General features: G+C 45.8%; 9 protein-coding genes and 1 tRNA gene. 5 read left to right on the forward strand and 5 right to left on the reverse strand.

Features of this window, described 5'->3' with window-relative positions:
• The first annotated feature begins 119 nt into the window (after window positions 1-119).
• Entirely contained in the window at window positions 120-599 is a 480-nt protein-coding gene (locus RID53_RS33300; RefSeq protein WP_446392171.1) for a GNAT family N-acetyltransferase, read from the forward strand.
• Window positions 600-729: 130 nt separating this feature from the next.
• On the opposite strand, the gene RID53_RS33305 is transcribed toward RID53_RS33300, so the two are convergent.
• The 3 genes from RID53_RS33305 to RID53_RS33315 all read right to left on the reverse strand — a co-directional run bounded on the left by RID53_RS33305 (window position 730) and on the right by RID53_RS33315 (window position 4,594).
• Window positions 730-2,184, reverse strand: coding sequence for an adenylate/guanylate cyclase domain-containing protein (locus tag RID53_RS33305; protein WP_446392172.1), 1,455 nt, complete (start codon window positions 2,182-2,184; stop codon window positions 730-732).
• A gap of 187 nt (window positions 2,185-2,371) precedes the next feature.
• Window positions 2,372-3,109 carry a DUF1995 family protein gene (locus RID53_RS33310; protein WP_446392173.1) on the reverse strand — a complete coding sequence of 246 codons (738 nt, stop codon included), beginning with the start codon at window positions 3,107-3,109 and terminating at the stop codon, window positions 2,372-2,374.
• 216 nt (window positions 3,110-3,325) lie between these two features.
• Window positions 3,326-4,594 carry a glycosyltransferase family 4 protein gene (locus tag RID53_RS33315; RefSeq protein WP_446392174.1) on the reverse strand — a complete coding sequence of 423 codons (1,269 nt, stop codon included), beginning with the start codon at window positions 4,592-4,594 and terminating at the stop codon, window positions 3,326-3,328.
• A 798-nt stretch (window positions 4,595-5,392) separates the two neighbouring features.
• On the opposite strand from RID53_RS33315, the gene RID53_RS33320 reads away from it, so the two are divergent.
• Window positions 5,393-5,481 (forward strand) — tRNA-Ser (locus RID53_RS33320).
• 132 nt (window positions 5,482-5,613) lie between these two features.
• Here RID53_RS33320 and RID53_RS33325 read toward each other — a convergent pair.
• Window positions 5,614-7,065 carry an isochorismate synthase gene (locus tag RID53_RS33325; RefSeq protein WP_446392204.1) on the reverse strand — a complete coding sequence of 484 codons (1,452 nt, stop codon included), beginning with the start codon at window positions 7,063-7,065 and terminating at the stop codon, window positions 5,614-5,616.
• A gap of 196 nt (window positions 7,066-7,261) precedes the next feature.
• Between RID53_RS33325 and RID53_RS33330 the strand changes: the two genes are divergently transcribed.
• The 3 genes from RID53_RS33330 to RID53_RS33340 all read left to right on the forward strand — a co-directional run bounded on the left by RID53_RS33330 (window position 7,262) and on the right by RID53_RS33340 (window position 11,972).
• A complete protein-coding gene (locus RID53_RS33330) occupies window positions 7,262-8,641 on the forward strand; it encodes a cytochrome P450 (RefSeq protein WP_446392175.1) in 1,380 nt (459 codons plus the stop codon).
• 100 nt (window positions 8,642-8,741) lie between these two features.
• Window positions 8,742-9,653 (forward strand): 2-carboxy-1,4-naphthoquinone phytyltransferase, encoded by a 912-nt coding sequence (gene menA / locus RID53_RS33335; protein WP_446392176.1) that lies wholly within the window; start codon window positions 8,742-8,744, stop codon window positions 9,651-9,653.
• 522 nt (window positions 9,654-10,175) lie between these two features.
• Complete coding sequence (locus tag RID53_RS33340) at window positions 10,176-11,972, forward strand: alpha-glucosidase family protein (RefSeq protein WP_446392205.1); 1,797 nt, start codon at window positions 10,176-10,178, stop codon at window positions 11,970-11,972.
• Between the two features lie 59 nt (window positions 11,973-12,031).
• Here RID53_RS33340 and cax read toward each other — a convergent pair whose 3' ends face one another.
• On the reverse strand, window positions 12,032-13,150 hold the full coding sequence (cax, locus tag RID53_RS33345; RefSeq protein ID WP_446392177.1) for a calcium/proton exchanger: 1,119 nt from the start codon (window positions 13,148-13,150) through the stop codon (window positions 12,032-12,034).
• Between the last annotated feature and the right edge of the window lie 443 nt (window positions 13,151-13,593).

Genomic DNA, 13,593 nt, shown 5'->3' on the forward strand with positions numbered 1-13,593 from the left:
TTAAGCTTTAAATGTGGAACAGCTTAGCTTGACAGAGTACCACAATTGTGAGTTCTGACATTTGCTCGAAAGGCAAGCAAAGACGATAATAAAACTCGATATTCTTTATTTCGTACACAATGAAAACCTATTACCGTGACTTTTTAATTCGTGACTGGGAACCGCGCGATCGCGTCAACGCCGCCGAGGTGATTGGTTCAGTCTTGTCAGAATATGGTTTAACCTGGGAACCTAGGGGAGCTGATCGCGATGTGGTTGACGTCGAAACCTTCTATCAAACGGTTGGAGGAGAGTTTTGGGTAATCGAATACCAAGGTAAAGTTGTGGGAACCTCGGCGTATTATCCAGTCGAACGCGGCAAAAACGCTGTAGAAATCCGTAAAATGTACCTGCTTCCAGAGTTTAGAGGACAAGGACTCGGTAAATTTTTGTTGCAACAGCTTGAGGAAACAATTGCCAACCGGGGTTTCCAAGAAATTTGGATTGAAACCGCTAGCGCCCTCAAAGAAGCCATCCAGCTTTATGAAAATAGCGGCTATCAGCCAACCACAGGGGTAGAGACAAAGCGGTGCGATCGCGTTTATGTTAAACAACTATAGTATAGTTTTGAGTGTGTAGGGGCAGGTTTAGGGACTAACTTTTATAATTGACCCTAACTGGATTACAAAACCCGCCCTGACTGAATTTTGCATTAACCCTCTCATCTCCTAGACGTGCCATGGCACGTCTCTACAACTCCTGCTTCCCAACCAGCCAATAGCTGATCATTTTCCCTTTTCCCTTAACCGTAATCGTACCTCGTTCTTCAAATACATACTGATCCTGCAAACGCTCTTTCGTCGCCGCCGTGACTTGAATTTTTCCCGGAAGTCCAGATGATTCCATGCGAGACGCCACATTAACTGCATCTCCCCAAAGATCATAACTGAACTTTTTGATCCCAATTACACCAGCCACTACCAAACCCGTATTAATGCCAATGCGAATTTGAAAAGGTTCCCCTTGTGGTGTTTTAAACTGTTGAATGGCTTGTTGCATATCCAACGCCATGTTCGCAATGGCTTCAGCATGGTGATCATTCGCGATCGGTAAACCTGCCACCGCCATATAAGCATCGCCAATCGTTTTGATTTTCTCAATGCTATGTTTTTCGGCTAATTTATCAAAACTAGAGAAAATATTATTTAATAAATTAAGCAGTTCTAAGGGAGACATTTGAGCCGCAAGGTGCGTAAAGCCGACAATATCAGCAAATAAGATAGTCGCTTCTGTAAATTGTTGGGCTAAACTTCCCTCAAACTGTTTTAATTGGTCAACAATTGGCTTGGGTAAAATGTTGAGCAATAACCGTTCTGACTTTTCTTGTTCTAAACGCAGGGCTTGTTCGGCTTTGATGCGATCGGTAATATCGGATTGGATGCCGACAAAATGAGTTAGGTTATTATGGTCATCATAAATGGGGGAAATTGTCAACTCATTCCAGAATGGTGTTCCATCTTTCCGATAATTGAGTAAGGTAACGGTGCAATTTTCTCCAGCTTTAATCGCCGCACGGAGTTGATCAACTGCCAACTGACTGGTATCTTTTCCTTGCAAGAAACGACAATTATAACCTAGGACTTCAGCGTCAGAGTAACCTGTTATTTCCTCAAAGGCAGGATTAACATAGATAAGCGGCATATCTGGTAAACGCGCATCAGCAATGACAATGCCGACACTACTCGCCGCGATCGCTTGATCCCGTAGCTTAACGGTTTCCTGGACTCTTTTGCGATATGCCTGACTACCTCGCCAATTGCTTTCGGTGACATCATGGGCAATACCATGGCTTACACTATTTTGATAGGCTCCCAAACGCCAAAACAGCCAACGATAGCTTCCGTCTCGACAACGAAAGCGATTTTTAAGGCAGATTGGGGTTTTATTATCCTGGAGAGTGTGACATTGATTCTCCATATCAAAGGTGAATGCCACATCATCAGGATGAACAAACTCTAACCAAGGGCGCGATCGCAGTTCATCTAACGTCCAGCCTAGAGTCTTTTCCCAAACTGAGTTGAGTTCCCTAAAATACCCGTTACTGTCACGGATACACAACAAATCAGCAGAAAGATCGAAAAAGGCTTGGAGAGATGCTTCCCCATGGAATAGGTTTGGCTCATTCTCCTCACAAGAAGGATTCATTGGACATGTTCCAGGGAAGATTTACGGTCGGTTTTTGCACCCTCTATCAAAATTTTTTATGCAATTTCAATTATTACATTGACTTCATAAAGTGTAGAATCATATTATAGATAGCGCTTTTTCAACATTTTTGCGAAAAAGACGCTAGATATAGTGGGTTTTTGACGTTTAGCGTTTAGATTTTTAATTAACGACTCAATGCATCTAAAAAGCTCTGTAGCGTAGAGAGAAACCCTGGTTTTTTTGCAGCAGGTGTATCTTCTGAGTCACCGCTACCCGTTACTTTAGCAATAATCAATTCTAAGGCATCTCCTACAGGTTTTTGCGGTTCTTCAGCAATAAGCTGATAGGCATTTTCCTTTTCCAGCCAGATTTGCCATAGTCCCGGATAAACCCGAAGTAGAGCCGCCCCATCCAGAGGTTGGACGTAGTAACAAGAGGTGATGGTACTGAGAAACCGTTCACGGAGTTGACGGGCGGCATAGCCAATACCCACCACTTTCAGATCTTCAAGCTGAGGCGTGAGTAAGACACAGGGGCGATCGCCTGCCAAATTGCAGAGTTTTTCCACTTGACTCACTTCCACCGCCGAAGGGGACACAATCAAAAATGCCTCATCCTCTGGTTGAATCCTACTTTCGACAGGGGAGCGACTTGTACCAATGTCTGTTACTTTAAACGGCGTTTCTCCCCAGTCTCGACGGGCAAGTGCCGCCGCCCCAGCATCAGGGAAGAGAACCTTTAGCCCCGAACCATACTGTTCAAAGATCGGGGTAAATTGCCATGCAATGGATTGGGCTTGCAGAGCAATCTCTGGAAACACTAACTCGACTTGCAGGCGAGTGTATCCATCATTGAGGGCAGCTTGTGTCGCTTCGCGAGCTTGAGCGATCGCTTCGTCTAACGTTTGAGGAAGTTCAGCCATCGGTCATTTGTCCTTAGTCCTTTGTCCTTTATCCTTGATTGTTTGTTCGTCGTGTCCTTTCGATTGTAACGAACTATGAATCACAAATGGGAACAGGGAGTCGTTTTGAGTGTTGAAAAAGGCATCAAAAGACGGTAGGGGTTTAGTTACCAAATCCCTACCGTCTGAAACGCCTAGCTGCAAGAATCAGAATACAACAGGTCAGCGCTGGGTAGTTCACGCGCTGGCTTGTTCCAACACCTGGGAGGAATTTCGGACTAACTGGAGATAAAGATCACTAAGTTGATGCGCTACACCATCCCAGCTAAACTTTTCTTCCACTCGCAGTCTTGCCCTTTGACCCAATTGATTGCGCCAATCAGGGTGTGACAAAATCCGATCTATGGCTTCAGCAAACGCCACCTCATCTTTAGGCGGTGCCAGTAATCCGGTTTCTTCGGGTACGACAGTAAATTGCAAACCACCGACATCACTGGCAATAACTGGCGTACTACAGGCCATGGCTTCAATTGCCACCAGACCAAAGGGTTCATAGTGACTGGGAACCACACAGACATCAGCCGCCGTATAGTAAACCGATAGAAGTTCATCGCTAATGCGTCCGGTAAATGTGGTAATATCCCTCATCCCCAATTCATCCACGATCGCCTCAATCCGTTCTCGCTCAATCCCATCACTATGACCCGGACGAGATCCCCCACCAATAATCAGTTTCACTTGGGGATCATGGCGTATCTGAGAGCAACCCACAGCGCGAACTAGCGTTTCTATGCCTTTACGCGGATCAAAGCGTCCCACATAAAAGATGATTTTGTCATCAGGATTCCATCCTAATTCAAGTCTTGCTTGAGGACGGTCAATCGCGCCAAAGCGTTCAATGTCTGTGCCACAGGGAATGATCTGAATATGACCCTTACTCGAAACCAGCGATCGTATATGGTCTCTTTCTTGGGGAGACGTAGCCACCGTGCGATCGGCTGTCTCTAACACCGCTTTTTCCACCTCCAAGCGAGTACCCGCAATCATGGGGATCGCTTCAACTGACTGGTATTTCACCGCACCGAGAGAATGGTAAGTATGAACTTGGGGAATCGATTGCCGCTTTTTCCACTGCATCCCTACCCAAGCGGAAATCCAATAGTTGGTATGCACTAGGGAATACCGAACACCTTCCCACTCCTGAAACCGCAGCAGATTATCTAAGAACTCCCCGGTATAGCCAAAGATCTTATCCCGTGGCACAAATGCCTCTGGACCGGCTTTCAAACGAATAGTCCGACAACGGGGACTATGTTCTACAATTGTCGGATCATCAGCATTGGCTTTTCGGGTAAACATATCTACATGCCATCCCAGATGGGCAAGGGCTTCACCCAGATGGCGCACGTAAACATTCTGTCCACCCGCTTCTTCCTTACCAATTTCCACAGCGGGATCGCCATGAACTGAGATGAGAGCAATATGCTGTCTATGTTTACTGTTCATAAGTTGGTCTAATCCTCGATTTCAACAAGGGTTAAGCTGAAGTAAGCGTTTGATACTTGTGCGGTTTTTCCCTCCGTTCAGGTTTTGGGTTGAGAAAACCTTAAACGCTGAGGGCTTTATCCGCATCAGACTACAGGATGGTAAATGCGATGAACCCTTAATTTGCGATAAACAAAGGGTGAACTAACTATATCAGTGGGAATATTTGTACCACGTTTCCCTCCCTTGTACTTTTCAAGAGAAATAATTAAGTAACTGAAACGACCTAGGTTCAGGCTGGTAATTCCCAACTATAGAGCTTGAGAAAGGATTTCCGCTTTCAGAACATGGACGGCTTCACCAGACTACACCAAATTTCATAGCAAACCTCATCATTGTTGTATACAGCTTAAAGGGTGCAGACGTAGCAATAGATGATCAAAAGAGCTGAGTTGTACTCATTTGAAGAGAGTATAGCTTTTAGAATTAAAAGTTGCAATATGTAACAAAATATTTAGTTATATGAAGATATCACCACAGGCAGTCCGCAGTTGCTGCCAATAGGGAACAGGGAACAGTAAAGAATATCCTAGTACCCAGTTGCGTTCAAAGATAGCAGATAGAGTAGATGGGGTGAGGGGGTGAGGGGGAGCAAAAGAAAGTTCTACATTAGACTGCAACTTGGTATAACCTGTCTTGGTAGCTACTATATGTACTCGTATTTAACCGCACGCAACTTGATCGGGTGAGGAATTTGCATCCAGTCACCACTAGACAAAAAAGGATTATAATCTGCTATGATAGTTCAGACACCACCTTGGAGAGGTGGCTGAGTGGTCGAAAGCGGCAGATTGCTAATCTGTTGAAGTGTTTAGGCGCTTCCGAGGGTTCGAATCCCTCCCTCTCCGTTTTATTAACTCCTCAAGTTGAACTAAGCTATTGGTTCAGCGTTTGCCGTAGCCAGAAATCAGTCATCCTGATATGACAGTGGCTGGGATACCAGCGAACATGACAAAGGACAAAGGACAAATGACGAATGACTAAAGCAAAGCTTTGAGTAATGCCTGAAGCTTGAGTTGAATTTCTGCCAGTTCTTTGTCGGGGTCAGAACCAGCCACAATTCCCGCCCCGGCGTAGAGTCTAGCGCGGTAGGTGTTGTCATGATTTAGAGAAGACGGGTTGCTGTCGATTAAAGCTGAACGAATACCAACAATAAATTCGCAATTGCCTTGATAGTCAATCCAACCTAACGGCGCGGCATAGAGGGAACGGTCAAAGGTTTCGTAGCGGCGGATTTGTGCTTGAGCAATCTGGGTAGGAACACCAGCTACAGCAGGGGTAGGATGAAGCTGGGCAACAATGTCTAGGGGGTGGACATTGGTAAACAGTTGTGCTTGAATCGGTGTCCACAGATGCTGGATATTAGAGAGTTTCAGCAGTTGAGGCGCAGGTAAGCATTGGGGGATGAGTCCCAACTCAGATAAGCGTCGAGTGATAAAATCAAGTACAAATTGGTGTTCGCGCTGCTCTTTTTCCGAACCAAGCAAGCGATCGCCAAACTCAGCATCTTCACTGGCAGTTTTTCCACGCGGCGCTGATCCAGCTAAGGCATCCGTTACCACGAGATGGTCACGAATACTAATTAACCGTTCAGGACTCGCACCGAGAAAGTTCTGTCCTTTACCATTGCTGGCACAAAAAATATAGCAATCCGGATGGCGTTGGCGCAGATTCTCCAGGGAGTGGATGACGTTAAAGGGCTGGGGCGAAAAAATATCAACGGCATTAGCCAGAACAATCTTACTAAATTCATTGGCATGGATCAAGTTTAATGCAGCGACAACCGCTGACTTAAACGCTTCCGTATTAATGGATTTGGGCTGGATCAATGGAGAAGAATTAATCCGGGTCAGCGAACTGGGTTTAGGGTCGGAAAAGTTAAGTTCAGCAATTTGATTATAGAGTTGTTGTAAGAGTCGTTTAATATTGACGTGAGGATCAACTTGAACATTCGCCACTAATGTACCGCTATTCCCCCGAAACGCCACTTGCCAACGGGGAAGAAAAATCGTAGCGGCTCGAAACGGGTAATTTGGATTTAAAGCAAAAAATGTAAAAAAGCAAAAAAAGTGCGGTCCGGCAAAAGAAATAGTTTTATTTCGTTCGCTCCAAATCCAAGTGTCTTTTAGATAATTCTGGATAACGGTCTTAGCGTGTTGAAATCGATTAATTCCTTCTAGTTCAGCATAGATCGTGGCATCAATAGCCAGAATCGCTTCATTGTCCTTTCTTTTTTCTAAGTAAAACTGGAATTGTGGAGTTTCACCCAAAATTTGCAGTACCGCTAGTGGATCAACCCGGGGAATTGGCACAGAAATACTGGCAATTTGAGTACAGCCTTTCTCAAGAGATGCCTGCTGACAAGCGACAAGGAACTGGTATAGCTCCTTGTGGTCTGGCAAGCGATCAGTATGAGATGATAAATACGCCATGTACAAGAGGATTGCAGATTTTGGGTGATCCAGGCAAGACAGTTGCCCCAGATGTCGGCTACACGACTCAACGTCTGCCTTTCTATCTACCATTGCATATTTTGCACAGTCAGCCATACGGGAGTTAATCCAGTTGACTGAATCCCCCGCCTTATGGGTAAAGTGTTACCTGTTGCCTAAGCCCGGAAAAAGTGGAATGAAATTGCCTGATGGTCCAACGTTGCCGTTTTTTGTGCAAACGCTGCAACTCATCGCTGATCCGCTTAAATTTCTCGATACCTGTACGCAGCGTTACGGCGATGCCTTTACCCTCCGCTTACTGGGTCGGAACTCCCCACCTGTGGTCTTTTTCAGCCACCCCCAGGCAATTCAATCCATATTTACCACGTCCTCTGATAAATTTGAGTTGGGTAAAGTCACCGATGTCTTCCGCCCTCTGACGGGTTCTACCTCGCTGATTATGTTAGATGGACAGCAACACCAGGTCATGCGGGGGTTGTTGATGCCGCCTCTGCATGGGAAACGGTTGCCCACCTACAGTCGGCTTATACGTGATATTGCAACCGACGCGATCGCGGATTGGCAGCCCGGATCATCCCTTCGCATTCGGGACTACATGTCAGAAATTTCCCTCCAGGTGATCTTACGGGTGGTGTTTGGTCTTAATGTAGGCGATCGCTATGACAGACTTAAACAACTCATTGAACCATTCTTGAACGATATCACCTCCCCCCTGAACTCAATCCATTTTTTCTGGACACCATTGCAGCAAGATTGGGGTGGGTGGAGTCCCTGGGGCAAGTTTGTCAGGCAACGGCAGCAAATTGATGATTTAATTTATGAACAGATTGCCCACCGTCGCACTCAACCGGAGGGAGACGATATCCTCTCTCTACTCATGTCTGCCCATGATCAAACGGGTCAATCGCTGACTGATGTCCAGTTACGGGATCAGTTAATCACCTTGTTACTGCTGGGTCATGAAACCACGGCGTCTGCTTTGGCGTGGGCGTTTTACTGGCTGCATCGTCAGCCGTTATGCTTAGAGAAAGTAACACAAGAGTTAGACAGCTTGGGTGAGAATCCAGACCCTGACGCGATCGCACAACTCCCCTATCTTACGGCTGTCTGTAAAGAAGCGCTACGAGTGTACCCGATTGCTTTAATTGCTCAACCGCGTCAGGTGAAAGCATCCGTGCAGATCCAAGGGTATGAATTGGAGCCAGGAGCGATCGCAGTACCCTGTATTTATTTAACCCACCGTCGCCAGGATGTCTATCCTGAACCTGACCAGTTTAAACCTGAACGCTTTCTGCATCAGCAGTTTTCCTCCTATGAGTATTTCCCCTTCGGCGGCGGTAGTCGTAGCTGTATCGGCATGGCTTTGTCCCTATTTGAAATGAAGCTGGTTCTGGCAACGGTTCTATCCCGCTATCAGTTGGCGATTGCCCCCAACACGTCTGTACAACCGTGGCGACGAGGGATTACCATCGTTCCTTCTCAGGCTTGTCCCATGGTGGTGAAAACCCAGCGTCACGTTCACTCATCTAGAGAAAAAGTCATAAGTTATCAGTAATCCGTTGTAAAATAGAGTACCTTTTTGATCTGATTGCTCGACCCAAAACGGGAAACAAGAATGGATCAGCGCTAGTCTACTGGATGTCTCACTTGCTCTCATGACCACAAAGTTCATTGCTCAGTCCCCAAATAAATTATGGTTAGCGGCGCTTAAACCACCGATGTATAGCGTGGCTATCATTCCCATTTGGATTGGTACGGCTGTAGCCTACGGGGAAACGCTAAATATGCATTGGGGAATTTTTAGCACATTTTTACTGTCCGCTATTTTAATTATTGCTTGGCTGAACCTTAGTAATGATGTCTTTGATTCAGAAACAGGAATTGATCACAACAAACATCATTCATTAGTAAATTTAACCGGAAACAAATCTCTAATTTTTTGGTTGAGTAATCTATTTTTAGCCGCAGGTATCCTAGGAATCATCGCGATCGCGTGGTGGCAATGGGATTGGACGGTGATTGGCATTGTCTTACTGTGCTGCGCTTTGGGATATAGTTACCAAGGTCCTCCCTTTCGCCTGGGTTATCAAGGGTTAGGCGAGGTTATTTGCTTTTTTACGTTCGGTCCAATGGCAGTAGCGGCGGCTTACTACTCCCAAGCCCAATCCTTCTCGTCAATGGGGTTAGCGGCTTCAATCATTATTGGGATTAGTACCTCGATTATTTTATTTTGCTCCCATTTCCACCAAGTCGAAGATGATATAGCCGCCGGAAAGCGATCGCCGATTGTGCGCTTGGGAACTCAAAGTGGTGCTAAACTACTCTATTGGTTGAGTGGCAGCCTTTTTGCCCTGACGGGTTTGTTGATCGTATTGGGGATGTTTCCGGTTTGGACAGGATTAATTGTTCTGAGTTTACCCTTTGCCCTTGAGTTAGTGCAGCATGTTGGCTGCTATCATGATCAACCGACGAAAGTCAGTAATTGTAAATTTATCGCCGTTAAGCTGCATTTTTGGAGTGGATTATTCTTGGGGTTGGGCTTTGTTGTCCCCAATCTTTGGTATTGATCTGTTTCTCAATGATCCACTCGGATCGGACAGGAGTACCTTAAAATAAGGTATAAAAAATTAAATCCAACTATTTAAAGGTTTGGCTCAATCTCCAGCGTTGAAGCTAGGAGATTTTTTGTTTACATTTATTTACAAAATTGCCGAGATTAATTTCCATCTCCTGAACGATATGGGGGTGAGTCAGTGTTAATCCCTTGGAGAGAGGTAAGTCTAAGAGCCAGAAGTCTACAATTTAGTTAGTCGTCCATGATTCACTCACCTGAGTAGGCTGAAGCGCTCTAAGCTGAGTGAAGTTCATGCACCAGTATTAGGGTTGGTTAATACTCAGGAAAGAATCTCGCATAGATGCTGACTGTGAGTGTAAGATTGGCAGGCGGCTGAGGTTCATCCCCTTTAATAGAATCCCAACCTAAATAAAAAGAAGGACAACTATTGAGGTTGAAGTCAATGAGTTTCAGCCAATTTAATTCGTCCTTTTTTCTAACCTCATCATCAACAAAGGATTCAATTATGCAACTTATGGACATGTCAAAACCCCACAAAAGTACCTCAACAAACAGAGAAGCTTGGTGGCAAACTCCTGTACTTAATCGTCGGGCATGGACGTGGGAAGATGCGCGTAATGTGAAACACCAAGGCGAATGGTGGCAGAATGCAGTTATTTATCAGATTTCCCCGCAGAGTTTTAAAGACAGTGACGGCAATGGTGTCGGTGACTTGAATGGGATTATTGAACAACTTGATTACATTGCCTCTTTAGGTGTCGATGCCATCTGGCTGTGTCCGATTTATGAATCCCCGATGGAGGATTTTGGCTATGACATCACCGATATGCGGGATATCGACCCAATTTTTGGCTCTCTAGAAGATTTTAAACGATTGCTGGCAGTGTCTCACTCCATGGGATTGAAAGTGCTGTTGGATCAAGTTTGGAGTCATACCTCTGATAAGCATCCCTGGTTTCTCGAAAGTCGGCAAAATAAAAATAATCCTAAGGCAGACTGGTATATTTGGGCAGACCCCAAACCTGATGGTTCACCCCCCAACAACTGGCTATCCGCATTTATGGGTCACAGTGCTTGGCAATGGGGACCCGAACGTAAACAATTTTATCTGTATAATTTTTTAGAAAGCCAACCTGACCTGAACTGGCACAATCCAGATGTGGTTAACGCCATTTTGGAACGGGCAAAATTCTGGTTGGATTTAGGAATTGATGGTTTCCGCGTCGATGCGCCTAACTTTTTCATGCACGACGCCCAATTGCGAGATAACCCCGTTCGCCCAGAAGATGCTTCTTTACCGGATGGTGTCGCTGCTGATAATCCTGTGGTTCGGCAATTGTTTAAGTACAACTTCTGCCGTCGAGAAACCTTAGACGCCATCAAACCTATCCGTGATCTAATGGATCAGTATCCGGGTACGGTTGCCTTAGGCGAAGTAACCTTCTGTGAAGATTCGATTGCCCTTGCCAGTGAGTTTGTAGAAGGTGATGAGCGGTTACACATGGCATATCATAGTGGGCTTCTCGTCGATGAACCCATCAGCGCCAGACTCATGCGCCAGATGATGGAAAAAGTGTTAAGTCACTTTACCCAAGGTGGTGATTGTTGGATTGTCGGTAATCATGACTATGGTCGCCTGCGATCGCGCTGGACAGGAAAGGATGCTCAGGGAAATCCTTATCCGGAAGAATTTTATCATCTAATCGCCGCACTACTCCTCTCTTTACCGGGTGCAATCTGTCTCTACCAGGGAGATGAACTGGGGTTAACTGAGGCAAGAATCCCGGAAGATATTCCGGTGGACGATATTAAAGATCCCTTTGGTCAAGCCCTTTATCCAGCGATTAAAGGACGAGACGGTTCCCGCACGCCAATGCCTTGGCAAGCGGATGCCCCCCACGCCGGATTTACCACAGCGGAAAAACCGTGGCTACCTGTTCCCGATGGTCATTATCAACGGGCGGTAAATCTGCAAAATAGAGATCCGAATTCACTCCTAAATACCTGGCGTCGTTTACTTCACTGGCGCAAAAAACAACCGGCATTAGAAGCAGGTAATTTGCAAATTCTGGATACGGAGGAACCGATTTTTGCCTTTATCCGGGACTATGCAGAACAGCGAATCCTGTGTGTTTTCAATTTGAGTAACGAATCTGCCCGCTATGACTTGTCGGCATATCCAGGGTGTGCAGAAACCGAAGGATTAGGCTTTATCACCCATCGCCAAGGTGATACGCTCGAAATTCCCGGCTATAGTGTCTTCTTTTGTAATATGCCCCCAACCTGTGATTATCAACTGAAGTCGAATTAAGCGTAGCGTGTATAGACGCGCCAACCTGTAGAGACGTTGCATGCAACGTCTCTACAAGGTTATGCCAACCCTTCCACAACCGGATGGAAGTAAAATGCCAACCCCAACACCAAATAAGCCGCAATTAGCAAAATTCCTTCCAACCAGTTCGACTTTCCATCCGAACTAATGGAATTAGCGATTAACACCGCTACCGCTACCGCCACCAGTTCAAAGGGGTTAAAATCCAAATCCATCGGCTGACCCAAAAACCAACCCGCAATCACCAAGACAGGGGCGACAAATAGGGCAATTTGCAAACTTGATCCCACCGCCACCGACACCGACAAATCCATCTTATTTTTCATCGCCACTGTCACCGCCGTGGCATGTTCGGCGGCATTGCCAATAATGGGCAATAGAATCACGCCTGTAAACAGGGCAGTTAATCCTAACTGGGACGTCGCTTCCTCCAACGTCCCCACCAACAGTTCCGACTCTAACGCTACTAGCAGGGTGACTCCGAGTAACACCCCAATCCACAAGCCTAAATTCACCTTATGTTCTGGTTCCTCCGTGGGGGAAGAAGTACCATCCCCCTCTTGGGATTCAACCTCCACCATGCCCACATCCAACAAATAGCTGTGGGTTTTCATCGAAAATAATAAGGTGAGAGCATAAACCACAATCAATACCCCCGCCACAGCAACCGATAATCCTTGTAACGTTGCTTCATCAATTTCAGGCGTTGTAGCATCCATCGCCGTTGGTAGCAGCATGGCAATGACAGCTAAATTCATCGAAGACGCATTCACCCGCGCCACAATCGGTTGAAAGTCCTGTTCCTTGTAGCGTAATCCCCCCAAAAGCATAGATAAGCCCATCACCAGCAGCAAGTTGCCAATAATTGATCCCGTAATTGTGGCTTTAACCACATTGACTAAGCCAGCATTGAGGGCAATCAGAGCAATAATCAGTTCTGTCGCATTACCAAACGTGGCATTCAGCAACCCACCAAAGGTAGGTCCTGCTACAACCGCAATTTCTTCCGTCGCGGTTCCCATCCACGCCGCTAGGGGAACGATCGCCAAACAGGAGGTAATAAATACTATAGCGGCTCCCCATTCCAGAAAATGCGCGGCGATGGAAATGGGGACAAAAAGTAACAACAGTGACAGAATCGTGTTTTTGTTCAGCATCTAAAAATAAGCAAATAGGCACAGATTAAAGTTAACGGTAAGGATTGTCATTTGTCATTGGTCATTGGTCATTGGTCATTTGCTCCCCTGGACATGGAGACTTCCTGCACCCCTACCCCCTACACATCCCCAGCCAGATGTGCAATAATCGATAAAACTTGTTATGGTGCGGTTAAGTTCTGTGAACTTATCGAAACGTTTATGAAGTTTCATCGATTGTAAGTAAATATTGCGGTTGAATAAAGGACGAAAGGAACAGATTGTTACAAGTTCATCCCAAAATGCAAGTTTAGTAACTTGTGCGAGTGATTTTTTATAGACGGGGCTGGCGTTCCCTACTTAAATGGCTAGCTTTCAACCCAAAATTCGTTTAGTAATCTCTCAACTAATCCCTACTCTCAGCGAAAATTAGTAGAGTAAGGGCATCGGTCTGACTCGTTTTC

Origin of the sequence: Coleofasciculus sp. B1-GNL1-01, from assembly GCF_040220235.1 — a bacterium.
Classification (GTDB): domain Bacteria; phylum Cyanobacteriota; class Cyanobacteriia; order Cyanobacteriales; family Coleofasciculaceae; genus Coleofasciculus.